This is a genomic window from Microbacterium sp. ZW T6_19 (assembly GCF_044987465.1).
Lineage (GTDB): Bacteria > Actinomycetota > Actinomycetes > Actinomycetales > Microbacteriaceae > Microbacterium > Microbacterium natoriense_A.
In genome coordinates, this window is record NZ_JBJDRH010000009.1 from 71,734 (window position 1) to 95,451 (window position 23,718).

Annotated in this window: 26 protein-coding genes; 11 read left to right on the plus strand and 15 right to left on the minus strand. The window is 68.1% G+C overall.

The features are described from left to right. The first annotated feature begins 51 nt into the window (after window positions 1-51). On the plus strand, window positions 52-1,293 hold the full coding sequence (gene manD / locus ACI3KT_RS14310; RefSeq protein WP_404905032.1) for a D-mannonate dehydratase ManD: 1,242 nt from the start codon (window positions 52-54) through the stop codon (window positions 1,291-1,293). Continuing rightward, complete coding sequence (locus ACI3KT_RS14315; RefSeq protein WP_404905034.1) at window positions 1,283-1,963, plus strand: bifunctional 4-hydroxy-2-oxoglutarate aldolase/2-dehydro-3-deoxy-phosphogluconate aldolase; 681 nt, start codon at window positions 1,283-1,285, stop codon at window positions 1,961-1,963. The genes manD and ACI3KT_RS14315 overlap by 11 nt, the downstream gene beginning before the upstream one ends. A 91-nt stretch (window positions 1,964-2,054) precedes the next feature. On the opposite strand, the gene ACI3KT_RS14320 is transcribed toward ACI3KT_RS14315, so the two are convergent. After that, the gene (locus tag ACI3KT_RS14320; protein ID WP_292910796.1) at window positions 2,055-2,759 is read right to left on the minus strand and encodes a hemolysin III family protein; all 705 of its coding nucleotides are present in this window, start codon (window positions 2,757-2,759) and stop codon (window positions 2,055-2,057) included. Between the two features lie 126 nt (window positions 2,760-2,885). Between ACI3KT_RS14320 and ACI3KT_RS14325 the strand changes: the two genes are divergently transcribed. The 3 genes from ACI3KT_RS14325 to ACI3KT_RS14335 all read left to right on the plus strand — a co-directional run bounded on the left by ACI3KT_RS14325 (window position 2,886) and on the right by ACI3KT_RS14335 (window position 6,362). Continuing rightward, window positions 2,886-3,665, plus strand: coding sequence for an isoprenyl transferase (locus tag ACI3KT_RS14325; RefSeq protein WP_292910794.1), 780 nt, complete (start codon window positions 2,886-2,888; stop codon window positions 3,663-3,665). A gap of 24 nt (window positions 3,666-3,689) precedes the next feature. Then, window positions 3,690-4,820 (plus strand): aminotransferase class V-fold PLP-dependent enzyme, encoded by a 1,131-nt coding sequence (locus ACI3KT_RS14330; protein ID WP_404905037.1) that lies wholly within the window; start codon window positions 3,690-3,692, stop codon window positions 4,818-4,820. 255 nt (window positions 4,821-5,075) lie between these two features. Continuing rightward, window positions 5,076-6,362: a PhoH family protein gene (locus ACI3KT_RS14335; RefSeq protein ID WP_404905175.1), complete on the plus strand. Its 1,287-nt coding sequence runs from the start codon at window positions 5,076-5,078 to the stop codon at window positions 6,360-6,362. Between the two features lie 90 nt (window positions 6,363-6,452). Here ACI3KT_RS14335 and ACI3KT_RS14340 read toward each other — a convergent pair whose 3' ends face one another. From ACI3KT_RS14340 to xseA, 6 genes are all read right to left on the minus strand, one after another. Next, entirely contained in the window at window positions 6,453-7,289 is an 837-nt protein-coding gene (locus ACI3KT_RS14340; protein WP_404905040.1) for a DUF559 domain-containing protein, read from the minus strand. 204 nt (window positions 7,290-7,493) lie between these two features. Further along, window positions 7,494-8,912 carry a class II fumarate hydratase gene (locus tag ACI3KT_RS14345; protein WP_404905042.1) on the minus strand — a complete coding sequence of 473 codons (1,419 nt, stop codon included), beginning with the start codon at window positions 8,910-8,912 and terminating at the stop codon, window positions 7,494-7,496. A 50-nt stretch (window positions 8,913-8,962) separates the two neighbouring features. Further along, window positions 8,963-9,613: a carbonic anhydrase gene (locus ACI3KT_RS14350; RefSeq protein WP_292910762.1), complete on the minus strand. Its 651-nt coding sequence runs from the start codon at window positions 9,611-9,613 to the stop codon at window positions 8,963-8,965. Further along, window positions 9,610-10,254, minus strand: coding sequence for a DUF4245 family protein (locus tag ACI3KT_RS14355; protein WP_404905044.1), 645 nt, complete (start codon window positions 10,252-10,254; stop codon window positions 9,610-9,612). The genes ACI3KT_RS14350 and ACI3KT_RS14355 overlap by 4 nt, the downstream gene beginning before the upstream one ends. Continuing rightward, on the minus strand, window positions 10,251-10,481 hold the full coding sequence (locus ACI3KT_RS14360; RefSeq protein ID WP_045259082.1) for an exodeoxyribonuclease VII small subunit: 231 nt from the start codon (window positions 10,479-10,481) through the stop codon (window positions 10,251-10,253). The genes ACI3KT_RS14355 and ACI3KT_RS14360 overlap by 4 nt, the downstream gene beginning before the upstream one ends. Before the next feature lie 126 nt (window positions 10,482-10,607). Next, a complete protein-coding gene (xseA, locus tag ACI3KT_RS14365) occupies window positions 10,608-11,885 on the minus strand; it encodes an exodeoxyribonuclease VII large subunit (protein WP_404905047.1) in 1,278 nt (425 codons plus the stop codon). 53 nt (window positions 11,886-11,938) lie between these two features. Between xseA and ACI3KT_RS14370 the strand changes: the two genes are divergently transcribed. From ACI3KT_RS14370 to ACI3KT_RS14380, 3 genes are all read left to right on the plus strand, one after another. Continuing rightward, a complete protein-coding gene (locus tag ACI3KT_RS14370) occupies window positions 11,939-13,018 on the plus strand; it encodes a 4-hydroxy-3-methylbut-2-enyl diphosphate reductase (protein ID WP_292910754.1) in 1,080 nt (359 codons plus the stop codon). A gap of 267 nt (window positions 13,019-13,285) precedes the next feature. Then, on the plus strand, window positions 13,286-13,798 hold the full coding sequence (locus ACI3KT_RS14375) for a DUF6264 family protein (protein ID WP_404905050.1): 513 nt from the start codon (window positions 13,286-13,288) through the stop codon (window positions 13,796-13,798). Then, the gene (locus ACI3KT_RS14380) at window positions 13,795-14,343 is read left to right on the plus strand and encodes an MOSC domain-containing protein (RefSeq protein WP_404905053.1); all 549 of its coding nucleotides are present in this window, start codon (window positions 13,795-13,797) and stop codon (window positions 14,341-14,343) included. The genes ACI3KT_RS14375 and ACI3KT_RS14380 overlap by 4 nt, the downstream gene beginning before the upstream one ends. A gap of 69 nt (window positions 14,344-14,412) precedes the next feature. On the opposite strand, the gene fbaA is transcribed toward ACI3KT_RS14380, so the two are convergent. After that, entirely contained in the window at window positions 14,413-15,441 is a 1,029-nt protein-coding gene (gene fbaA / locus ACI3KT_RS14385) for a class II fructose-bisphosphate aldolase (RefSeq protein WP_404905056.1), read from the minus strand. A 183-nt stretch (window positions 15,442-15,624) separates the two neighbouring features. On the opposite strand from fbaA, the gene glpX reads away from it, so the two are divergent. Together glpX and ACI3KT_RS14395 are read left to right on the plus strand one after the other, a co-directional pair. Continuing rightward, complete coding sequence (gene glpX / locus ACI3KT_RS14390) at window positions 15,625-16,611, plus strand: class II fructose-bisphosphatase (RefSeq protein ID WP_307295585.1); 987 nt, start codon at window positions 15,625-15,627, stop codon at window positions 16,609-16,611. A 158-nt stretch (window positions 16,612-16,769) separates the two neighbouring features. Next, a complete protein-coding gene (locus ACI3KT_RS14395; RefSeq protein ID WP_292907091.1) occupies window positions 16,770-17,060 on the plus strand; it encodes a hypothetical protein in 291 nt (96 codons plus the stop codon). 30 nt (window positions 17,061-17,090) lie between these two features. Here ACI3KT_RS14395 and ACI3KT_RS14400 read toward each other — a convergent pair whose 3' ends face one another. The 7 genes from ACI3KT_RS14400 to ACI3KT_RS14430 all read right to left on the minus strand — a co-directional run bounded on the left by ACI3KT_RS14400 (window position 17,091) and on the right by ACI3KT_RS14430 (window position 22,820). Next, on the minus strand, window positions 17,091-18,371 hold the full coding sequence (locus ACI3KT_RS14400) for a DNA recombination protein RmuC (protein WP_404905059.1): 1,281 nt from the start codon (window positions 18,369-18,371) through the stop codon (window positions 17,091-17,093). A gap of 53 nt (window positions 18,372-18,424) precedes the next feature. Further along, window positions 18,425-18,979, minus strand: coding sequence for a hypothetical protein (locus ACI3KT_RS14405; protein WP_404905062.1), 555 nt, complete (start codon window positions 18,977-18,979; stop codon window positions 18,425-18,427). Next, window positions 18,972-19,499: a hypothetical protein gene (locus ACI3KT_RS14410; protein WP_404905064.1), complete on the minus strand. Its 528-nt coding sequence runs from the start codon at window positions 19,497-19,499 to the stop codon at window positions 18,972-18,974. Before ACI3KT_RS14410 ends, ACI3KT_RS14405 begins: the two co-directional genes overlap by 8 nt. Window positions 19,500-19,510: 11 nt before the next feature. Further along, window positions 19,511-21,283: an alpha/beta hydrolase gene (locus tag ACI3KT_RS14415; protein WP_404905067.1), complete on the minus strand. Its 1,773-nt coding sequence runs from the start codon at window positions 21,281-21,283 to the stop codon at window positions 19,511-19,513. After that, window positions 21,280-21,576, minus strand: coding sequence for a hypothetical protein (locus ACI3KT_RS14420; RefSeq protein WP_292907101.1), 297 nt, complete (start codon window positions 21,574-21,576; stop codon window positions 21,280-21,282). Before ACI3KT_RS14420 ends, ACI3KT_RS14415 begins: the two co-directional genes overlap by 4 nt. Then, on the minus strand, window positions 21,573-22,109 hold the full coding sequence (locus tag ACI3KT_RS14425; RefSeq protein ID WP_404905070.1) for a hypothetical protein: 537 nt from the start codon (window positions 22,107-22,109) through the stop codon (window positions 21,573-21,575). Before ACI3KT_RS14425 ends, ACI3KT_RS14420 begins: the two co-directional genes overlap by 4 nt. Window positions 22,110-22,211: 102 nt before the next feature. Continuing rightward, window positions 22,212-22,820: a 3'-5' exonuclease gene (locus ACI3KT_RS14430; protein ID WP_307295598.1), complete on the minus strand. Its 609-nt coding sequence runs from the start codon at window positions 22,818-22,820 to the stop codon at window positions 22,212-22,214. 59 nt (window positions 22,821-22,879) lie between these two features. Between ACI3KT_RS14430 and ACI3KT_RS14435 the strand changes: the two genes are divergently transcribed. Beyond that, window positions 22,880-23,620, plus strand: a complete 741-nt coding sequence (locus ACI3KT_RS14435) for a class I SAM-dependent methyltransferase (protein WP_404905073.1) — start codon at window positions 22,880-22,882, stop codon at window positions 23,618-23,620. Window positions 23,621-23,718 lie beyond the last annotated feature (98 nt).

Consider the following 23,718-nt stretch of genomic DNA (forward strand, 5'->3'; position numbering starts at 1 on the left):
CCGAACGGTGCGGCCGCCTGGCCGGCGGCCGCACCCTGCAGAGGAGCAGACATGACCATCGAGAACGTCACCGTGAACGTGACCAGCCCTGGCCGCAACTTCGTCACGTTGAAGATCGTGACCTCCGACGGCCTCATCGGCTGGGGCGACGCCACTCTCAACGGGCGGGAGCTGGCCGTCGCGTCGTACCTGTCGGATCACCTCGCGTCGATCCTCGTCGGCCGCGACGAGGATCGCATCGAGGACACCTGGCAGTTCCTGTACCGCTCGCCGTACTGGCGTCGCGGGCCAGTCACGATGGCAGCCATCGCTGCGGTCGACATGGCGCTGTGGGACATCAAGGCGAAGAAGGCCGGCGTCCCGCTGTACCAGTTGCTCGGCGGGGCCAGCCGCGAGGGGCTCCGCGCATACTGCCACGCCTCGGGCAGCGACTATGCCGCGCTGAAGGACGCCATCACCGGATACGTCGAGCAGGGCTTCACCGCCGTGCGCGTGCAGACCGGGGTGCCCGGCCTCGGACAGATCTACGGAGTCGCGTCCAACAAGCCCGGTGCTCGCTACGACTACGAGCCGGCGAAGCGCGCCGCCGACGGCAGCGCGGCGTCGGCCCCGACGGAGGAGTCGTGGGACACGCACGCCTATCTCGCCCACATGCCGGGTGTCTTCGAGTCCATCCGCGCCGACTTCGGCACCGATCTGCGTGTCCTCCACGACGGCCATCACCGCATGTCGCCGATCGAGGCGGCGCGGTTCGCGAAGGACATCGAGCCGTACAAGCTGTTCTGGCTCGAGGACTGCACCCCCGGGGAGGACCAGACCGCGCTGCGTCTGGTGCGCCAGTACTCCACGACACCACTCGCGATCGGTGAAGTCTTCAACTCGGTCTACGACTACCAGACTCTCATCACCGAGCGGCTGATCGACTATGTGCGTTCGGCAGTCACCCACACCGGCGGCATCACCGCGATGAAGAAGTTGCTCGACTTCGCCGCGATCTACGGAATCAAGTCGGGCATTCACGGGCCGACGGACATCTCACCGGTGGGAATGGCCGCCGCGCTGCATCTGGGCCTGGCGATCCACAACTTCGGGATCCAGGAGTACATGCCGCACAACACGACCACTCTCGAGGTGTTCCAGACGTCGTTCACGTTCGACAACGGGTTCCTGCACCCCGGTGAGACTCCGGGCCTCGGCGTGGAGCTCGACGAGGATGCGGCGTCGACGTTCGAGTACACCAAGGCGTACCTGCCCGCTAACCGGCTGACCGATGGAACCGTTCATGATTGGTGAGGCTCGGCGTGCCCTTCCACTGCGCACCGCCACGTCGCGACTGGTGGTCGTCGTGCGCGCCGCATCAGCCGCGGACTACGAACCGGTCCTCGACGTGCTCGTGGACGCCGGCATCCGCAGCCTGGAGCTGACCCTCACCACGCCGGGCACGATCGAGCGTCTGGGGTCGCTCATCGAGCGGTACGGCGCTGACGCCGATGTCGGAGTGGGCACAGTGGTCGATCGAGAGCAGCTGTCCCGCACGATCGATGCGGGGGCGCATTACATCGTCACGCCGATCACCTCGGCCGAGCTGATCGAGCAGTCCGTCACGCATGGCGTGCCGATCATCCCCGGCGGACTCACCCCCACCGAGCTCTTCGCCTCGTGGTCGCGCGGTGCCTCCGCCGTCAAGGTGTTCCCCGCGAGCCAGGTCACGCCCGGATACGTCAAAGATCTCCGCGGGCCGTTCCCCGGCATTCAGGTGGTGCCGTCCGGCGGCATCGACATCGACGGCGCGGCAGAGTGGCTCGAAGCCGGCGCCGCCGCGGTGAGCGTCGGCGGTCCACTGCTCGGAGACGCTCTGCGCGGCGGAGATCTGCGCGCCCTGCGCGCTCGTGCCCTGAGGTTCGTCACGGCCTGTTCGCAGGCGCCGAGGGCGCATCGGTCCGCGGTGCCGACACGTCCATAGATGCTGCCGGGTTGGGATGCCGGTCCGACACTCGACGGGATCGAGGTCAGGCCCCGGTCTCGCGTTGATCGTCAGATCGCTCGCGCCCTGCTCAGGCGGGTACGCCGAGCGAGGGGCTCAGCGGTGCCAGGGCGATGAGCAGGCATGCGGCCCAGTGGCACAGGAATGCGAGCACGGTGCACACGTGGAAGATCTCATGGAAGCCGAAGCGGCCCGGCCACGGGTTGGGCTTCTTCATGGCGTAGACGACGGCGCCGCCGGTGTACAGCAGTCCGCCGACGATGACGAGCACCATCATCGCGAAATTCGCGTTCATCAGGTCGACCATGTACATCACGGCCGCCCAGCCGAGCAGCAGGTAGAGCGCGACATACAGCCAGCGCGGTGCGTTGATCCAGAACACCCGGAACAGGATGCCGAGCAGCGCGCCGCTCCACACCAGGACGAGCAGCAGCAGCCCCTTCTGCGGAGGAAGGGCGAGGACGGCGAGCGGCGTGTACGTGCCGGCGATCAGCAGCAGGATGTTGGCGTGGTCGATGCGCTTGAAGATCATCTTGACCGTCGGGCGCCAGTCGAAGCGGTGGTACAGCGCGGAGTTGCCGAAGAGCAGCATGGACGTGGCCATGAACACGGCAGACGCCCACTTGCCCGGGGTGCCGACCGTCAACGAGATGAGCACGATGCCTGCCACGACCGCGATCGGGAAGGTGCCCGCGTGGATCCAGCCGCGCCAGGTCGGCTTGATCTCGATCGCGGCGTCTTTCGCGGCCGCGTCGAGAAGAGGGAGTTCAGGCATGTCGGCCGGCGAGTTCTCGGGTGTGCTCACCTTTTCACTCTAGGCGGGGCAGCATGCCCACGGCCGTACATATCCTCAGCAACCGCACCGGATGCCGGGGGACGGGCGCGGTAGCGTAGGGAGGTGATGTCACGGGAGAGCCAGGGGCGGGGACCGCTGTATCGGCTCTACAGCAGCCGCCTGCGCCGGCACCTGGACCCTGCCACCATGCCGCACCACGTCGCGATGATGATCGACGGCAATCGTCGATGGGCTCGCCAGCTCGGCTACACGACCCCGGCCGAGGGCCATCGGGCCGGAGCCGCGAAGATGCGGGAGTTCCTGGGCTGGTGCGACGAGCTCGGCATCCGCGTGGTCTCGTTGTATCTCCTCTCCAGCGACAACCTCCTCAAACGCGATTCCGCCGAGCTGGCCGACCTCATCGAGATCATCGCCGAGCTCGCGGACGCGCTCTCGAGGGAAGGCAACTGGCGCGTCAAGCACGTCGGACGCAGCGACATCCTTCCGGCGGAGCTCGCGAAGGTCCTGGCGGATGCCGAAGAGCGCACGCGGGACCACACCGGCCTGCATGTGAACCTCGCCGTCGGCTACGGTGGCCGCAACGAGATCGTTGACGCCGTGCGCAGCATCATCACCAAGCACGAAGCGTCAGGCGGCACGATGGAGGACCTCGCCGCCCATCTCACGCCCGAGATGATCGGCGAACACCTCTACACCGGTGGGCAGCCCGATCCCGACCTCGTGATCCGCACCAGCGGCGAGCAGCGGCTCAGCGACTTCCTGCTGTGGCAGAGCGCGCACAGTGAGTTCTACTTCGTCGAGGCGCTCGGCCCCGACCTCCGTCAGGTCGACTTCCTTCGCGCGATCCGCGACTTCGCCGATCGTGATCGGCGCTTCGGGCGCTGAGCGGCACCGTGCCAGAATGGCGCGGTGAGCACCTTCGACGACTACCTCGCGACGTTCGACACCGAGCCCGGCTATCTGAACTGGGCGGCTTTCGGGCCGTTGTCGACATCGGTGCGCGAGGAGGTGTTCGCCGACGCGGATCTTCTCGGCACCGGCCGCCCGTCTTCTCTCGCTCTCGTGGGGGAGCGCGTGGGAGAGGCGAAGGAGCTCATCGCCGAGCTTCTCGGTGCCGAGGCCGACGAGATCGCCCTCCAGCCGTCGTCGACGCACGGACTGATGCACGCGCTGTACGGCCTGTCCGGTGCGGTGATCGCCTCGACGGCCGAGTTCCCGAGCGTGAGTCTCACCCTGGAGCGCGCAGCCCTGGCGTCGCGCGGCGCCGTGAGCCCGCGATGGATCGCTCCGCCCGACGGCAGGGTGACGACGGATGCCGTCGCCGACGCGCTCGACGACGAGGTCTCGGCCGTCGCCGTCAGTCACATCGACTTCCGCACGGGCTACCGGGTCGATCTCGCCGCCCTCCGGGAACTCATCGGGCCCGACCGTCTTCTCATCGTCGACGCGGTGCAGTCCTTCGGCATCGTCGACGACGACTACGCCGCGGCGGATGTCGTCGTGGGTCACGGCTACAAGTGGCTCCGAGCCGGCCGCGGTACGGGTTTCGCCCGCTTCTCGGTACGGGCACGCGAGCGCATCGTCCCCGTGCTCAGCGGAATCACCGGCACGTCTGCCGCCGGGCTCCCCGCCGACCAGCTGCCCGAACCGACGGCATCCGCCCAGGCGTACACCGTGAGCGGCCCCGATACGCTCGCGGCCGCTCGTCTCGCGGTCGGCGTGCGCGGCGTGCGCGACGCCGGAATGGCGGCGGTCGAGACAGGCCTCGCCGAACGCGTCGACGCAGTGATCGAGATCGCCGACCGCAACGGGATCGCGGTGAGTTCGCCCCGCGCCCGTGAGCGACGAGGCGGAATCGTCGCGCTCGCTCCGCAGGAGCCGGCGCGGCTCGCCGCGGCTCTCGCCAACGCAGGGCTCGTCGTCACCGCGCGCGGAGCGGCGGTGCGGATCGCCCCGCACGCAGGCACGGATGCCGCGACCCTGGAGCTCCTCGACGAGGCGCTCGGCGCGTTCGGCAACGAGACGTTCATCAGCGCGTAACGAATGGCGGCGTGTCGAGCCGCGGTTAAGCAGACGGGTGGTCGTAGCTTCTAGGCATCGGGCATGGCGCCCGATCGAGTCGGCCTCAGGTACGCGACTCGTGACCCCCTGGTCGACTCGTTCGAATAGCCGGGAATCCCCGGGTCGGGAGTGGTCGTGACCTCACGTACAGCGCAGCAGACAGGCAGCACCGCGCAGCAGCAGTCCACCCGCAAGACGCCTCGCCAGGCAGCATCCGCAGGTCCTGATCAGGATCTGCGCACCTATGTGCTCGACACGTCGGTGCTGCTGAGCGATCCTCAGGCGTTCTTCCGATTCGCCGAGCATTCGGTCGTGCTTCCCGTGGTCGTCATCAGCGAACTCGAAGGCAAGCGGAACGACCCCGAGATCGGCTATTTCGCGCGTCAGGCGCTGCGGCACCTCGATGATCTGCGGATCGAGCACGGCCGACTGGACTTCCCCGTCGAGGTCGGCGAGGGCGGAACCCTGCGCGTGGAACTCGCGAACACCGACGCCTCGGTCCTTCCCGCCGGCATCCGTCTCAGCGACAACGACACCCGCATCCTCTCGGTGGCCATGCACCTCGCCCAGGATGGGCAGGACGTGACGATCGTGTCGAAGGATCTGCCGATGCGCGTCAAGGCGGCGTCGCTCGGCCTTCGTGCCGAAGAGTACCTCGCGGAGCAGGCTGTCGACTCCGGCTGGACCGGCATCACCACTCTCGACCTGTCCGGAGACGAGATCAGCGACCTCTACGAGAGCGAGGTGGGAATCAGCGAAGACGCCCGAGGGTTGCCGGTCAACACCGGCCTCATCATCCACTCCGAGCGCGGCTCCGCCCTCGGACGGGTGACAGGTGACGGGGAGTACAAGCTCGTGCGCGGCGATCGCGAGGTTTTCGGCATGCACGGGCGTTCGGCTGAGCAGCGGATCGCGATCGACCTGCTGCTCGACCCGGAGGTCGGGATCGTGTCGCTGGGGGGACGCGCCGGCACCGGCAAGTCGGCTCTCGCGCTGTGCGCAGGCCTCGACGCCGTTCTCGAGCGTCAGCAGCAGAAGAAGATCATCGTGTTCCGGCCGCTGTTCGCGGTCGGCGGGCAGGACCTCGGATACCTCCCGGGCGACCGCGACGAGAAGATGGGACCCTGGGGCCAGGCGGTGTTCGACACCCTCGGCTCGGTGGTCTCGGGAAACGTCATGGAAGAGGTCGTGGAGCGCGGGATCCTCGAGGTGCTGCCCCTGACGCACATCCGCGGGCGTTCACTGCACGACGCGTTCGTGATCGTCGACGAGGCGCAGTCGCTCGAGCGCAACGTGCTGCTGACGGTGCTCAGCCGCATGGGCCAGAACTCCCGTGTCATCCTCACGCACGATGTCGGTCAGCGCGACAACCTCAGGGTCGGACGACACGACGGCATCGCGAGCGTGATCGAGACGCTGAAGGGACACGACCTCTTCGCCCACGTCACGCTGATGCGCTCCGAGCGCTCCGCGATCGCCGCGCTCGTCACCGAGCTGCTGGAGGGCACCGAGCTCAGCTGAGCGGCTCCACTTCCGGGGCCGACACGCCACATCGGGGGACGGATTCCGCATTTCGTCCCCCGGTCTGGTGTGTCGTCCCCCGAACTGAATTCACGCGTGATCCCGCAGCCGGGTCATCGCGGCCAGGATGGCGGCTTGTACGGTCGACCAGTCGTGAACGACCTGGGCGTAGGTGAACCTCAGGGTCTCGTATCCGAGACGGGATGCCGCGGCATCCCGCACCAAGTCGTCATGGCGCCGATCAGGGCCGCTGTGATTCTCCTTCCCATCGACCTCGATGATCAGGCGATCTCCCACCACGAAGTCCACTCGTCCGACACCAGGGATCTGCACCTGAGTCGCGAGGACGATTCCGATGATGTGAAGCCGCAGGCGCAGAAGGGACTCCAGACCGCTCTGCGCGTCGGAGCGCGCGATATCGACCAGCCACCGAGCCAATGCCGGCAGAGCGCGACGTATGCGCAGCGCAGCAGCACGGCTCAGCTTGCGGAGGTTCAACGCGGACTCCAACGAGGCGAAGAACGACTCGTCGCCCTCGCACTGGTGCAATTGAAGAAGTGCTGTCTCGATGTCGACCACGCCAAGGGGAACATCGCCGAGGAAGTAGTGGCTCGTGCAACGGCATCCGCGGTGCTCGAAACGACGTCCGCGGCGGCCTACCCAGACGTGCGGGCGGAGGTCGTCATTGAGCACCCAGACACCGTGCTTTCGGAGCGCGACCGCGCAGGTGAGCGCGCCGCCGTGCTGTGTCGCGGATCGCACTTCCGCGTGCACCGAGGTCGTACCGAATACGCCCGGACGCAACCGCTCCACTTCGCCATCGCGAACCGCACGCGACAGCCGCGGCCTGCTTATGCCGTGTGCCTGAAGAGTGGTCCCGCGAGCAATGCCGCCGAGGGAGATGAGGGTGGCGCGAGGATCCAGCATGTGCTCATCGTGCGAGGAACACTCCGTGTCGGCATCCGCTGATCCGCCAAGACGACGGATTCGGTGGAGAACTCCCACCGCCTTGGCGATTGTGCAGGACGAACACAACGGGGGCCGACACACCAGATCGGGTGACGAAAAGAGGTTTTCGTCCCCCGATCTGGCGTGCCGGCCCCCGAAGAGGGATGCCCCGGGGACCCGGCGTCAGCCGGCGTGGGTCATGCTCAGCAGGTCGAGCTTCTCGTCGAGCTGCTCCAGCGTGAGTTCGCCGCGCTCCACGTAGCCGAGGTCGATCACAGCATCGCGCACCGTGATGCCCTTGGCGACCGAGTGCTTCGCGATCTTCGCGGCGGCCTCGTATCCGATCAGCTTGTTCAGCGGGGTCACGATCGAGGGGCTCATGCCGGCGAAGGCGGCGGCGCGGTCGAGGTTGGCCTGAAGGCCGTCGATCGTCTTGTCGGCGAGCACGCGCGAGGCGTTCGAGAGCAGGCGGATCGACTCGAGCAGCGCCGTACCCATGACGGGGATCGCGACGTTGAGCTCGAAGGAACCGGATGCTCCGGCCCACGCGACCGTCGCGTCGTTGCCGATCACGCGGGCGCAGACCATGAGCACAGCCTCGGGGACGACAGGATTGACCTTGCCGGGCATGATCGAGGAACCGGGCTGCAGGTCGGGGATGTGCAGCTCGCCGAGGCCCGTGTTCGGCCCCGAGCCCATCCAGCGCAGGTCGTTGTTGATCTTCGTCAGCGAGACGGCGATCGTGCGCAGGGCGCCGGATGCCTCGACAAGGCCGTCGCGGTTGGCCTGAGCTTCGAAGTGATCCTTCGCCTCGGTGATGGGCAGCTCGGTCTCGGCGGCGAGCAGCGCGATGACCTTCTGCGGGAAGCCGAGCGGGGTGTTGATGCCGGTGCCCACGGCGGTGCCGCCGAGCGGGACCTCGGCGACGCGGGGGAGCGCCGACTGCACGCGCTCGATGCCGAGACGGATCTGGCGGGCGTAGCCGCCGAACTCCTGGCCGAGGGTGACGGGGGTGGCGTCCATGAGGTGCGTGCGGCCGGACTTGACGGCGTCCTTCCACAGCTCCGCCTTGGCCTCGAGGGCCACCGCGAGGTGGTCGAGAGCCGGGATCAGGGTGTCGATGAGTGCCTGCGTCACGGCGATGTGCACGGACGTGGGGAACACGTCGTTTGACGACTGCGAGGCGTTCACGTGGTCGTTGGGGTGCACGGACGCGCCGAGGATGCGGGTCGCGAGGGTCGCGAGCACCTCGTTCATGTTCATGTTGGAAGAGGTGCCGGAGCCGGTCTGGTACGTGTCGACCGGGAACTCGCCGTCGTGCGCTCCGGCGGCGACCTGGTCGGCAGCCTGCGCGATCGCGTCGGCGATCGCGCCGTCGAGCGTGCCCAGCTCCTTGTTCGCCAGAGCGGCGGCCTTCTTGATGCGTGCGAGGGCGGCGATCTGCGTCGACTCCAGCCCCTTGCCCGAGATCGGGAAGTTCTCCACGGCGCGCTGCGTCTGCGCCCCGTAGAGCGCGTTCACGGGCACCCGCACCTCACCCATCGTGTCGTGCTCGATGCGGTACTGCGCCTCGTCGCCGCTGCGCTGGTGTGTGTCGGTCATTCCGAACCCTCCTTGGTTTCGGGGGCGTTCCCCTGGATGTGTGTGTGGTGCTATCGGGGGTCTGTGGTGTCGAGGCCGACCGTGATGACGGGGACGGCGGTGCCTTCGGACAGGCGGTAGTTGGCGCCGACGATGCCCAGCCGGCCCTCGGCGACGGCGTCGCTGATCAGCTCGGACGACTGCAGCAGATCGCGCACGGTGTTGCGCAGGTGCTCCTGGCCGACGAGTTCGGAATCGATGTCGGCGACCGTCGTGCCGCCGTTCTCGACCAGCACCTTGCGGGCGGCGGGCACGATCGGCGCGATGAGCTTCCAGATGTGCGGCGGCAGGGGCGCGGCGTCGATCGCGGTGCCGTCGATCGCGGCCCGGACGGCGCCGCACGAGTCGTGGGCCAGCACGACGATCAGCGGCACATCGAGCACGGCGACCGCGTACTCGAGGCTCGCCACGATCGACTCGCCGATGACCTGACCGGCGTTGCGGACGACGAAGAGGTCGCCGAGTCCCAGGTCGAAGATGATCTCGGCCGCGAGACGCGAGTCGGAGCATCCGAAAAGGGTCGCGACGGGATTCTGCGCCGCCGCGAGGGTCTTGCGACGGGCGACGTCCTGGTTGGGATGAGCAGGCGCGTCGGCGACGAAGCGCTGATTGCCCTCCTGCATCTGCTTCCAGGCGGCAGCGGGGGTGAGCGTCCGGGTCATGATGCCTCCGAGAGCGAGTCGATCTGCGGTGTGAGGGATTCGGCGAGCTCTGCTGTCGAATCGGCCGATCGCGAGCCGTAGAGCAGCACGTAGTCGGCCCCGACCTGCGTGCCGATCGCGTACGTGATGTTCTGCTTCGCGCCGGCGTCGCCGGGCTCGTACACATCCCACTTCCGACCGTCGATCGTGACGGTGTCGGTCGTCGCAGTGCCGTTCAGACGCTGCGGCGCCCACGACGAGTCCGCGTCGAAGGCCTGGGCGAACTTGATGAATCCGCGTTCGTCCTCGTCCTTGGGGGCGAGCGTGACATCCCAGACCACGGTCGAGCCGCTCGTGAGCTCGGCCTTGTTCACTCGCCAGAATGTGCCCGGTTCGGGCACGATGACGGCGCGATCCATGGTCGATTCGACGTCTGCGGAGATGGCGGCGAGGTCGACGTGAGGCGCGGATGCCGGCTCGCCGCGGGGAACCGCGAAGACGATGACCGCGACGACGGCGAGGGTGACGATGAGGGCGGCGACCAGGCTGCGCACGTTCTGGCTGGATCGGTACGCGCGGCTGGACTCCGCCTTGCGTGCAGCGGTCTCCTCCGGGGTCTCTGGTCGGCCGAGTTCGGCGACGATCGGCGCGGGCTTGTTCACGATTCGTCCTCGTCGGATGCTGCCGACCGGGCGGCGTCGAGGCGGCGCTTCGCGCCGAGGAGCCACTCCTCGCAGCGGGCGGCCAGCGCCTCGCCGCGCTCCCAGAGGGCCAGCGACTGCTCGAGGGTCGGTGCGCCCTGCTCGAGCTCGGAGACCACCCTGACGAGCTCGTCGCGAGCGGCTTCGAATGACAGAGTCTCAACGGGGGTGTCGTTCTGCGCGCTCACTCCTCCATCCTACGTCGTGCCGCGGACGCCCGTCGGCAGACGGAATCGGCGAAGCATCCCCCGATCTGGCGTGTCGCCCCTGGAGTCGTGACAGGCCCAGGCGTCGACGCGAGCGGGGGCGCCGACTCAGCGCCCTTCGGAGATCTCGCCGTCGGAGACGGCCGCCAGAGAACCCCGGTCGACAGTGATCGTGAGTGCGGTGCCGGCGGGCGCATCCGCCGCGTCGCGGAGGATGACACCTCCCTCGAGATGAGCGATGGCGTAACCGCGCGCGAGAGTCGCGGCGGGCGAGAGCGCGCGCAGTGATGCACGCAGCTCGGTGGTCCGGCGACCGGCCGTGTCCAGCTGCCGTGAGACCGTGTCGCGTCCGCGCGACAGCAGCAGCCAGAGTTCCTGCGCGCGTGTCTCGATGATCGGGTCGGGGGAGCGCAGCACCGGACGCGATCGCAGCTGCTCCAGCTGTGCGATGTCGTGACCGACGCGCTGAGTGAGCCTCATGGTCGCGCGAGAGCGCAGCTGGGCGATGAGCGCGCGCTGCTCGCCGACGTCTGGCACCACGCGCTTGGCGGCATCGGTCGGGGTCGACGCGCGGAGATCCGCGACGTCGTCGAGCAGCGGATGGTCGTTCTCATGACCGATCGCGCTGACGACGGGAGTGGATGCCGCGGCCACCGCGCGGATCAGCCGCTCGTCGCTGAACCCGAGCAGCGTCTGGGGGTCGCCACCGCCGCGGGCGATGATGATCACGTCGACCTCGGGGTCAGCCTCGAGCCGCGCGAGGGCGGCGAGCGTGTCGGGCACGCAGCGATCGCCCTGCACTGCCGCATACTCCGTGCGGAAGCGCACCTGGGGCCAGCGCAGTTCGGCGTTGCGGTGCACGTCCTTCTCGGCATCCGATCGCTCGCCTGTGATCAGGCCGATCACGTGGGGGAGGAACGGAAGGCGCTTCTTGCGTGCGGAGTCGAACAGCCCCTCCTGGCGCAGCTGCGCCCGGAGCCGTTCGAGCCGTTCGAGCTGGTCGCCGAGTCCGACGTGCTTCATGGCCGAGACGGCGAAGCTGAAGTCGCCGCTCTTGACGAAGTAGTCCGACTTGACGGCGGCCACGACATGGTCGCCCACGCCGAGGTCGTTCGGGATCCGTGCACGCACGCTCGACCAGATGCGGATCGAGATCTGAGCATCGGAGCGCGTGTCCTTGAGACGGGCGAACACGTTGCCGGCGCGCACGTTCCACGACGTGATCTCGCCCTCCACCCACACCGTGTTCCACCGCGCGATGAAGTCGCGGATGGTGGCGTTCAGCCGCGCGACCGAGGTCGGGGCGTCTGCCGTGGAGTCGCGGGGCGCGACCGCATCGGCCGGGGGCGTCTCGCCTGGGCCCGTCGCGGCTTCGAAGACCGTCATGTGCTCTCGTCTCTACCCGGCTCTGTACAGCTTGGCGGCGGTAGAATTCACATGTGACTTCGACTGCCGTGCATCTGCCTTCTCCGCGTGTCCCTCGAGTGCGTGCGGCGGCCGGGCGGCTTCAGGATAACCCGGTCGACGGACGCAAGAGGGTTCTGCTCGCCGCACCCCGCGGATACTGCGCCGGTGTCGACCGTGCGGTCGTCGCGGTCGAGAAGGCGCTCGAGCGCTACGGCGCCCCCGTCTACGTCCGCAAGCAGATCGTCCACAACATCCACGTCGTCACAGAGCTCGAGGACAAGGGCGCGATCTTCGTCGAAGAGGTCGACGAGGTCCCCGAGGGCGCACACGTCGTCTTCAGCGCGCACGGAGTCTCGCCGGCGGTCGTGAACGCGGCATCCGATCGAGGTCTGCACGCGATCGACGCGACCTGCCCGCTGGTCACCAAGGTGCACCGGGAGGCTGTGCGGTTCGCCCGTGACGACTTCGAGATCCTCCTGATCGGCCATGAAGGCCACGAAGAGGTCGAGGGCACCGCGGGAGAGGCCCCCGAGCACGTGACCATCGTGAACTCGCCCGCCGAGGCCGACACCGTCCAGGTGAAGGACCCCTCTAAGGTCGTCTGGCTGTCGCAGACCACGCTCTCGGTCGACGAGACGATGGAGACGGTGAACCGCCTCCGGACACGCTTCCCCGAACTGCACAACCCGCCGTCCGACGACATCTGCTACGCCACGCAGAACCGACAGGTCGCCATCAAGAAGGTCGCGGCTGCCGCCGACCTCGTGATCGTCGTCGGCTCGTCGAACTCGTCCAACAGCGTGCGGCTCGTCGAGGTCGCCCTCGAGCACGGCGCCAAGGCGGCCTATCGGGTCGACTACGCCGAAGAGGTCAAGCAGGAGTGGCTCGACGGCGTCGCGACGGTCGGCGTGACCAGCGGAGCATCCGTTCCCGAAGTCCTCGTGCGCGAGGTGCTCGACGCGCTCGACGGCGCCGGTTACCACGACGTCGAAGAGGTGCGCACGGCGGAGGAGGACCTCATGTTCTCCCTGCCCAAGGAGCTGCGACAGGACGCGGCGGGTCAGCGGGATGCGCGGGCGCTCGGCGGTCGGGTCTCGGGCGCAGCGGTCTGACCGCTGCCGCTCTCACGGTGGTTCACGATTCGATCGAACTGCATCTAGCGCTTTGGCATGCGCTTTCCTATGATCGGAGTTGCAGACGTCAGAGCATCGACGCTGCAGGTGGTGGATCGTCCCCAGCGTTCCGCGACCGACTTGGATGACGAGCGTCCCCAGTGCTCCGAGTCCGCGGCCCCGAGGAAGTCCCCACTTCGCCGGGGCCGCCGTCAGTTTCAGGGCCTGCTGTGAACCGCTCCGACATCGGGCCGTTAGCATGGCGGGATGAGCGATCAGCGGCCCCAGTACGGCGAACTCGCGACTCCGGAGGAGCAGCGCAGAGCTGCGGGGCTCCCCCCGCTGAGCGAAGTCGCCCCCGCGGCGCCCGAGCCGATCGCGGCGGCTGCGGCACCCGCATCCGCCCGGCCTCATCCGGTCGATCGCTTCGCGACGATCGCCCTCCTGGCCTACGGCCTCGTGAACGTCGTGATGACCGGGATGTCGTATCTCGATCTGCCCACGGTCCTGAACGAGGTCATGAAGATCCTCGGCATCGAGGGTGAGTTCACCGACTACGCGGCAGGGCGCCTGTGGGGCACTGTGTCCGCCGTCGTGCTCGCTGTCGGCTGGACCGCCACCGCCGTGCTGTCGGTCCGCCGACTGCGCCGCGGACGGATCACGTGGTGGCTGCCGATCGTCGGAGCGGTCGTGACGTCGTTCCTCGCCGGCATCTGCGTGATGGTCGCGATGATGGGAGATCCGGCGTTCGCCGACTACATCGTCAAGGCGGGATCGTGAGCCGGCTCGTGGCGGTGTGTGCTGTCCATCGGCTGCTGCCCGATGCCGGAACGGTCGGCATCACCGCGATCGACAAGAGAGCCGTCGACGGGCCGGTGAAGGTGGGGCCCTACGGCGCGTATGCGGATGTGCAGGCAGATCGCAAGCACCACGGCGGTCTCGAGAAGGCCCTGTACGCGTATTCGCAGGAGGACGCCGACTACTGGGCGTCGGAGCTGGCGCGAGAGCTGCCACCCGGCTGGTTCGGCGAGAATCTACGCGTCGAGGGCATCGACGTGAACGCCGCACTCGTGGGGGAGCAGTGGCGGATCGGGGCGAGCGTGATCGTCGAGGTCACGATGCCGCGCACCCCCTGTCAGACGTTCGCCCGGCGCGTGGGTGGGGACGCCGAGCGTGGATGGGTGAGGCGATTCTCCGAAGCGCGCCGCCTCGGTCCGTACTTGCGCGTCGTCAAGAACGGCAAGATCGAGGCCGGCGACGAGATCGTCGTGCTGCACCGCCCTGAGGGCGCGCCGACCATCCTCGACATCTACACCGGTCCTTGACGCAGAGGATCCTTCGAGGAAAAGAGAATGCCCCGGCCGTCGCGACCGGGGCATTCTTCGTTTAGCGCGTCAGCTCTTGGACTGGCCGTAGGAGCCGAGCTGGCGGGTCGACTCGACGACGCGCGCGGCCATCGCGGACTCCGCGACCTTGCCCCAGGCGCGAGGGTCGTACTGCTTCTTGTTGCCGACCTCGCCGTCGACCTTCAGGACGCCGTCGTAGTTCTTGAACATGTAGTCGGCGATCGCTCGGGTGTAGGCGTACTGCGTGTCGGTGTCGATGTTCATCTTGATGACGCCGTTGGCGACCGCCAGCGCGATCTCCTCGTCGGTGGAGCCGGAGCCGCCGTGGAAGACCAGGTCGAGCGGCTTGGCGGACGTGTGGTACTTCGCGGCGACCTGCTGCTGGATCTCGCCCAGCAGTTCCGGACGCAGCTTCACGCCACCCGGCTTGTAGACGCCGTGCACGTTGCCGAAGGTGAGTGCGGCGATGTAGCGGCCCTGCTCGCCGAGCCCGAGAGCCTGTACTGCCTGGTCGACGTCGGCGAAGGTCGTGTAGAGGGCATCGTTCGAGCCCTCGTGCTGCACGCCGTCCTCCTCACCGCCGACGACGCCGATCTCGACCTCGAGGATCGCGTTGATGGCCTTCATGCGGGGGAGGAGGTCCTTGGCGATCTCGATGTTCTCCGCGAGCGGCACAGCCGAGCCGTCCCACATGTGCGACTGGAAGATCGGGTTGCGACCGGCCTTCACCTCTTCTTCGGAGGCGGCGATCAGCGGCTCGACGAAGCCCGCGAGCGCGTCCTTCGGGCAGTGGTCCGTGTGCAGTGCGACCGTGATCGGGTAGTTCTTGGCGACCTCGGTCGCGAACCGGGCGAAAGCGAGAGCACCGGTCGCGCGAGCCTTGACGGTGTGCCCGGCGAAGTAGTCGGCACCCCCGGTGGTCACCTGGATGATGCCGTCGGAGCCGGCCTCGGTCAGGCCCTGGAGGACGGAGTTGATGGTCTGCGAGCTGGACACGTTGAATGCGGGGTACGCGAAGCCGCCGGCCTTCGCGCGGTCGAGCATTTCGGCGTACTGATCCGGGGTGGCGACGGGCATGAGAACTCCTGCGATTAGGTGAAGCCGGGACAGATGTCACTCTATCTGGGCATGCGAGCGGATGCCGTCGGAGTGACGCCCTCGACGATGCTCGCCTGCCATTCTGTTAAGAATCGAAATTCCTTCACCGTCGAACGAGAGAAAACCCCCGCCGAGGGAGGTGGAACTGGATACTGTTGCGGCATGGTGAGTCTGACTGGTGATCTGAGCCCTCTTCGTCCCGACCGCAACCTCGCGATGGAGCTGGTCCGCGCGACCGAGGCCGCGGCGATCCGCGCGGTGCCGTTCATCGGACGCGGTGCGAAGGAAGCGGCCGACGGCGCGGCGGTCGACGCCATGCGCGCCTTCCTCGGCACGGTCGCCTTCCAGGGCCAGGTCGTGATCGGCGAGGGCGAGAAGGACAACGCGCCGATGCTCTTCAACGGCGAGGTCGTCGGCACCGGAACCGGTCCGCTGTGCGACATCGCCGTCGACCCCATCGACGGCACCTCGCTCACGGCCGCCGGCCGTCAGAACGCGCTCTCGGTGATCGCGGTGTCCGACCGGGGCACCATGCTCGACGCCTCCAGCGTGTTCTACATGGACAAGCTCGTCACAGGGCCCGCGGGCGTCGGCGTCGTCGACATCCGCCTTCCCATCGGCGAGAACATCCGCCGTCTCTCCGCGGCCCTCGGGAAGCCGGTCGACGAGATCGTCGTCTCGGTGCTGAACCGTCCGCGTCATGAGCAGCTCATCCAGGACATCCGGGATGCCGGAGCCGGCACCCGTCTCATGAGCGACGGCGATGTCGCCGGTGGCATCAACGCCGCCCGACATGGCGCCCGCACCGACATGTGCGTCGGCGTCGGAGGAAGCCCGGAGGGCATTGTCACCGCCTGTGCGATCAAGGCTCTGGGCGGTCACATCCAGGGTCGACTCTGGCCGCGGGACGACGACGAGCGTCAGCGCGGTATCGATGCGGGTCTCGACATGGACAAGGTCTATGAGGCCGACGATCTCGTCAAGGGCGACAACACGATCTTCGTCGCGACGGGCGTCACCGATGGGCAGCTCGTCGCGGGCGTGCGTCGCGAGGGCGGATACATCTACACCGAGAGCGTCGTGCTGCGCGGCGCGTCTGGAACGCTGCGTCGCATCGCATCGGAGCACCTCGTCTCGAAGTGGCTCTGATCCGCCACCTCGACTGAGCGCCGGTCGGCATCGTTACCGAGACGGAACCGTGCCTGCGAGCGTGCAACCGGGAGTCCGTCGCGCCTCGTGTCACAATTGTCACTGGGTTTCTCACCGCCGACGGGTCGCACGACCCCGAAGGCACAGGAGGCGAGCAGATGACCACGCAGCACACGAACGGCCCCAAGGCCGCCGACACGAAGATCGTGACCACGAACACGGGTCGCATCCTCCGAGTCAGCGCCGATGACGTCGATGCGGCTGCGCGTGCCGCCGCAGCACCAGTTGCGGTCGTGCACCCGATCGACCCCGCTCGCCGTGCAGATGTGCTGTTCCGCAAGCGTCGCGACGAGGGGCACGAGCTCAGCGCGTGGTGGATGATCGGCGCATTCCTCGCGACGAGCGGCCTGGTCATCCTGCTGCTGTCGGGCGTGCCCGGCGTCGCCTGACCGCCGCATCCTCTCAGACCTCGTCTGCCTTCAGACCTCGTCGATCCGGGTCCGGATCTCGCCGATCTCGGCGCGCACGGGTTCCACGGCCTCCTCGTCTGCGTGCGGTAGGACAGCAGGCCCCGGGGATCGCACCGGGTCAGCGACCAGTTCGGTCGCGGTGAACCGGCGGGCGCTCGCCTCGATCACTTGGGGCACCGCGTCGAGCGTGGAGGAATCGATACCCGGGAACTGGCGCGCCGTCACCAGTACCCGGCTTTCCAGCGAGCCCGCGAAGCGGTTGTAGCTGTCGACCGTGCGCTCGAGCGCCTTGCGCAGGTCGTCGGCGTGCCCGGCGAGCACACCGAGGCGGTCGTACAGCTGCGTGCCGAGGTTCAACAGTGCCTTCGCCTCGGTCGACACCTCCTGCTGCGTCCACGTGTACGCCACGGTCTTCAGCACAGCCCACAGGTTCACCGGCGAGGCGAGCGCGACGCGCCGGCTGAAGGCGTAGTCGAGCAGGGTCGGGTCTTCGTCGATCGCCGCGGCGAGCAGTGACTCGCTGGGCAGGAAGCAGATCACGAACTCGGGGCTCGCATCGAGTCCTGACCAGTATGCCTTCTTCGCGAGAGCGTCGATGTGGGAGCGGACCGCCTTCACATGCTTCTGCATGTGCAGGCGTCGCTGGGCCTCGTGGGCGTCGCCGGTAGGCAGCGCAGACGCCTCGAGATAGGCGTCGAGCGGCACCTTGGCGTCCACCGGGATGGAGGCGCCGCCGGCCAGCCGGATCACCATGTCGGGTCGTCCCGTGCCCCGGTCGGAGGAGATCGTCGACTGCAGATCGAAGTCGACGTGGCGGGTGAGACCTGCGGCCTCGACCACACGCCTCAGCTGCGTCTCACCCCAGACGCCTCGTGTCGCCGTCGACTTCAGTGCCCCGGCGAGCGACTCGGTGGTGGCACGAAGAGCCTCATCGGACTCCTGGGCGCGGCGCAGCTGCTCGGCGAGCGAGCCGAACTGCGCATGACGCTCCTGCTCGATCGCCGCCACCTTGCTCTGCATCTGCTGCAGGCTCTCGCGCACCGGTGCGAGAGCGGTGAGGACGGCGTTCTGCTGCTGCACTCTCTGCGCCTCTGCACGCTGCTCCTCTCGGGAGTGCTCGACGGCGTCGCGGTACAGGTCGTACTGGCGGTCGCGGTCGTCGCGGGCTGCGGCGAGCTCGGCCTGAGCACGAGCGAGGTCGGCAGACCCGCGCGACGCGCGCACGTACCAGCCGAGCGCACCGCCCGCGGCGAGGGCGATGAGCAGGAGAACCACGGTGAGAGCATCCATGTCTTCATGATGCTCCCGGCATCCGACATCGCCGTGTTCATCGGATCGCCTGTTCACTCCCGGGGGAGGATCTCCCGCTCGAACTCCGCGTAGTCGGTCTTGTACTCGCCTTCGGGCGTTTCGACGCACGCGTTCGACTGCCGGATGCCGATCTCGAGCTCGTCGGCGCCGTATCGCGTGGCGCCGACCGTGAATCCACCGGTCTTGAGGTCGATCGTGAGGTCGTCGCGAGTCAGCCGCGCGCTCGGATCGTCGCCGCCGATCTCTCCCTCATGGGCCCAGCCGAGCGATTCCAGCTCGGCCGCGACATCCTCGACCGCCGCTTGCCGGTCTTCCCCGACCTTGGCGCTTCCACCTGCGTGATACGCCACACCCCACCCGGTGAGGCTCCCGCCGCACTGTTCCAGATATCCGGCGACGCCGGCGTCGCTCAGATCTGCCGCGTCAAGGGCCTGCAGCACATCTTGCGCGGCATCATCGACCACGGCTGCGTGCTTGTCGAGCTCTGCGCGCGCGCCATCGTGCGTGGCAGAGCACGCGGTGAGCAGCAGCGAGAGGGCTGCGAGGGCCGCGGTCTTCGTGAGGATGCCCGTCACGCGGTCATGCACGGGGGAGGATCTTCTTCTCGAGGTCCGCGAAATCGGTGTCGTGGACGCCGTCCGGCACACGCACGCAAGCGTCGGCATGGGTGATTCCGACCTGCATCTCGTCTTCTCCATAGGTCTTGCCGCCGATCACCGCGCCCCCGGCCTTCACGTCGATCGTCACGTCGTCCCGAGTGAACCGGGCCGACATCCGGTCGTCGCCGATCTCGCCCTCGTGTCGCCATCCGAGCGATTGAAGCTCTTCCGTCATGGTGTCGATCGCCCCGGCCAGGTCCTCTCCGACCGTCGCCGACGCGCCTGCGCTGTACGCCAGGCCCGGCTTGAGGCTGCCGCCGCAGTATTCGACTCGTCCCGCGGCGGAAGCGCCCTGCAATCCGGCGGCATCCATGGCGAGCAGCACGTCCTGGGCAGCCGTGTTCAGCGTGTCCGCGCGGCGCTCGAGTTCTTCGCGTGCACCGTCCGGTGTCGGCGCGCAGCCCGTGAACAGCAGTGTGAGCAGACCCACGACGGCGATCCCTCCCATCAGTCTTCTCATCAGTCCATCCCGGTGTCCGAGCGGTCCCGCTCGTTCGACGTGGGATCGCGATCCCATTCCGGGTCGACAGGGTCGCGCCACCAAGGATCGTACGACTGATCGGCGCTGTTCGTGTCGTCTCCGTGCCCGTCGACGATGCGGCCCAGATTGTAGAGCGACTCCGTGTCTCGATCGAAGTACTTCTCGTGGTCGGTCGTGTTGATGACAGGCCAGCGACTGGTCGACTCCGCTTCGAATCTCTGGGCGCCGAAGTCCTCCGACGAGGGATCCATGCCCAGGCCGACGTCGAAGACGTCATCCTTCCCGACCCAGCCTTCGTCGCCGAGGAAGCCCACCAGATCGCGGCTGTTACGGCCGGCGTAGACGTGATCCGCCCCGACGCTGAAGTCCGAGGCGTTCTCGGCAGGTCCCGTGCCGGGGCTTCCCACGAGCGCGACGTCGTCGACGGCGAGGTCGTGATCCGTCGCCGCGAAGGACGTCGTCGTGGATCCGTAGCTGTGCCCGATCGCCGTCATATGGGCCGGATCGCCCGCCCGCGAGGCGCGCAGGCCGTCGACCGCGTCCGCGAGCCGCGAACCGCCCTCCTCGGCGTAGCTCTCCGAGGGCACCTCGCCCCATTCGAGCAGGTCGCCCGCCGGTGTGTCGTATCCGAGCCAGAAGAGCGTCGCGACACTCGACCCGTCACCGCCATAGCGCGCGCTCTCGTACAGGTTGGCCGCCTGCTGGGCGTATCCGGGAGCATCCGTCATCTCCGTGCGGATGCCGGGGATCTGGATCGACACGTCATCCGCCGTGTCGAGATCGCCGACGCCGATCGCTACGCGGCCGTCGCCGTCGAAGGCATCGGGATCGTACAGCCACAGCGTCCCACCCGGCTTCTCGTCGGTGCCCGGCACGACATAGTCGTCGGCGAGCTTCAACGCCGTTTCGGCGGCTTCGGCGTTCTCGAGTCGCTGCCGTTCGGCGGAGGTGAGCGTGCCCTCTTCCTCCTTCAGGCGGAGCTCGGTCAGGTCGCTGTCGAGCAACAGCCGGTTCGCGTCGTCACGCGTCCGCGCCGGCAGACCGTCGGCGCTTCCGAGCCGCTCCGGGTAAGCGGCGATCAGCGCGTCCTGCTCGGCCTCAGAGAGCCCCGCCCACCACGCTGCCATCTTCTCTGGGCCGTCGCCGGCAGCGGGCATGCTGCCGATCACGGCGAGGGCGAGCGGATCGATTCCGCCGGTCGCCTTTCTCGCCTCGGAGACCGTGTCGGCCCCGGTGAACAGCTGCACGAGGAAGTCCTCGTTCGCGGTCACTCGCTGCGTGAAGCTCGAGATGTCGGAGAGGATGCCGGATTGTCGTGACGTCAGGCTGCGGGCACGTTCCTGCAGCGCGGCGATCTCGACCTCCGTCACATCGTCGGCGGCGTTCACGTCGGCGATGAGATCGGTCCGATCGCGGTGGTAGGCCATGATATCGCCCTGGAGATCGGTGTGCTCGCTCAAGAGGGTGCGAAGCTGTTCGGCGAAGACATCCACTCCGCGTGCGACGCGTTTGAGCGTCGCCGCCATCGGCTCGTGCTTCTTCGCGAAGGCGGCCGCATGGTCGGAGTACGCCGAAGCCGCGTCTCCCAACCACAGGTAGCTGGGGGAGGCAAGGGCTGCCGCCTCCTCGGCGAACTCGCTGATGCGCGTCGCGTTCGAGAGCAGCGTGCCGGAGAAGGCCTCGGCCCCGGCGGCGGAACCTTCAGGGCGATCGACCGGATCGATGGCGGCGGGGACGTCGATCGTGGTCATCGCGTCTCCAGCTGTTCCATGCGCCGCGCGATCTCGGCGTCGAAGCTGGAGTACGTCCCGTGGGTGGAACGCAGCTCGTCGGCGTACACCTCGGAGGCGACGGACGCCGTTCGCTCTGTGGTCTCCCACATTTCGAGGAACACCCGGGCAGCTCCCGTCGCGACCGTCGGCAGGCCGCTCGTCGATACGGACGAGAGTCCGTCGGCCGCCGCACGCAGCTGCGACGCCTGCGTGCCCCACCGGGGGATCAGGAGCTCGGTCGCGAGCGGGTCGTAGTACACGCCCCCGGTCATGACGCCGAGCCGATCAACTCACGGACGCGACTGGTGCCGACCGGCAGCCCCGCAGACGTGAGGCGCAGGAACAGGCGCCCGGTGTCAGGCGCGTACCCGAAGAGCAGGCTCTCGGAGCCGAGCTCGCCCGGGCGATCGGCGAGCACTCGCGGCAACCCGGTGGGCGGGGTGAACACCTGCCAGCCGTCGGCCGTCAACAGGGTTTCGGCGTCGCGCAGGTGGCCGATGCCCACGGCGGCGGGTGCATCGTCGAGCGTCAGGGTGATGCTGCGACGTACGGAGTCGTCGGTTGGGCCGGGAATCCAGCGGACCGACTGCACCGGCATTCCGTGGCTCACGAGCCGGGCCCAGCAGCCGTCCGCTTCGGCGGTCACGAACTCGGCGAACGGCTCAGCAGCTCGCTCCGGCAGTCCGGAATCAGCCACCGGCGGTGCTTCAGGTGGAAGGACGACGATGTCGAGATCGGGATGGCGCCGTCGCACGACCGACCAGAACGGATCCTCGTTCACGGCTGCTGCTGGGTCGTTCGACATGGAGCCCCCTCTGCTCGGATGTGTTCATGCTATGGGGCGGAGTCCACGGCGCAGAGGGGGAGGACTCCCCATGCGCACGGGCAGTCGTACGGCGGGGTGGATTCAGGCGACCGCGCGCTCGGGCGTCGCGCGCTCGGATGTTGCGACGACGGGCTCGGTGATTCGGAGTCCGAGAGAGGCGGCGAGGGCGAAGACGTCGGATGCTCCGGCTCTGAGCGCCGAGTCGATCACGATCTGCGCGCATGCGCGGGCGTCGGCCAGAGCGTCGTGATGCGAGAACTCGGCGAACCCCGCAGCGGCTGCGGCCCGGGGCAGCCGGTACGAGTCGAGGTCGTACGTCTTGCGCGCGACCTGCAGGCTGCACAGCGAGCGGTACGGCGGGCACTCCAGTCCGGTCGCCTCGGACGCCCGGCGCAGTACGTTGACGTCGAAGCCGGCGTTGTGCGCGACCAGCACATCGGCTCCGGCGAACGCGCACAGCCGGTCGAACTGATCGATCCACGAGTCCGCAGTCTGCACATCTTCGGGCTGGATCCCGTGGATCCTGACGTTCCACTCCTGGAACTCGTCGTGTCCGGCGGGCGGCTGGATCAGCCAGCCCGCGGTGGCGACGACTCGTCCGTCGCGCACGCGCACGAGACCGACCGAGCAGGCGGATGCCGGACTGGAGTTCGCTGTTTCGAAGTCGATCGCGGTGAAATCCAGTGGCACCTCCCCACCTTCTCTCCGACGGCGCGGACGCCTCGGAAGACTCGCCGTAGGCTGGCGACATGACTGACGAGATGGCGACCTCGTTCGGCGCGGAGGCCGAGAACTACGAGGCAGGTCGACCCGAGTACCGTTTCGATGCCGTGGTGTGGATGCTCGAGCCGATGTCCGAGGGATCCCGCCGTATCGCCGACGTGGGCGCGGGGACCGGCAAGCTCACGCGGGTGCTTGCGCACGCACCGGACGCGGAGGTCGTGGCGATCGATCCCGATCCCGCGATGCTCGCGATTCTGCGCGCGACTGTCCCTGGCATTCCCACGTTCCGCGGGTCTGCCGAATCGCTGCCGCTGCCTGACGCCTCCCTCGACGCCGTCGTGCTCGGGCAGGCGTGGCACTGGGTCGACCCCGTTGCGGCGTCGATCGAGATCGGCAGGGTCCTGAGGCCCGGGGGAGTGCTCGGCCTGGTCTGGAACATCCGCGACGAGCGGAAGAGCTGGGTGCGCCGGCTCACGGAGATCATGCACGGCAGCAACGCCGAGATCATGCTCGCAGGCGGCGGTCCCGTCGTCGCCGCGCCCTTCGGACCCGTCGAGGAGGAGTCGTGGGAGTGGGTGCGCCCGATCTCCCGTGCGCAACTGCACAGCATGGCAGCGTCGCGCAGCTACATCATCACGGCGTCCGACGACGAGAAGGCACGCATCCGACGCGAGATGGACGAGCTGTTCGACGAGCTCGGGCTGCACGCCGACGCGACCATAGATCTGCCCTACGTCACCAGAGCGTTCCGCTCCGTGCGCGAGTAGCCTCGGTATCCGCCCGTCGGCATCCGACCTTCCTTCCTGACGCGAGAATAGGTCAACCGCACCAGGCCAGGACAGATGCGGACGGAATCTCCTGTTCT